Source organism: Arthrobacter sp. SIMBA_036 (assembly GCF_046535135.1).
Lineage (GTDB): Bacteria > Actinomycetota > Actinomycetes > Actinomycetales > Micrococcaceae > Arthrobacter.
Map to the genome: position 1 here is coordinate 1 of NZ_JAWRXG010000288.1, position 258 is coordinate 258.

The 258-nt window shown below is 60.9% G+C and carries 1 pseudogene; it reads left to right on the forward strand.

The features are described 5' to 3' along the window. Window positions 1-197 (forward strand): annotated as a pseudogene (locus SB659_RS19920) (hypothetical protein); the annotation flags it as partial. Window positions 198-258: the final 61 nt, after the last annotated feature.

Below are 258 nucleotides of genomic sequence, written 5' to 3' on the forward strand. Positions count from 1 at the left end.
CTTCAGAGGTGATCGACAATCCGATCCATCCCTATACGCGGCTGCTGCTGTCGGCGGTACCGGATCCGGATGTCCGCTTCGACGATCCGAAGACGCGGCTGAAGCCGGAAGAGGTCGATGGCATCCGCAAGGCAGCTGCCGCCACCCAGGACACCATCATCGAAGCATCACCGGGACATTTTGCCCGCAGCCTGTGACTTCATTTATCGCTTGTGCTAGGGGAGCGGCCGAACGGAAGGCGAAACGGCATGCTCCCCT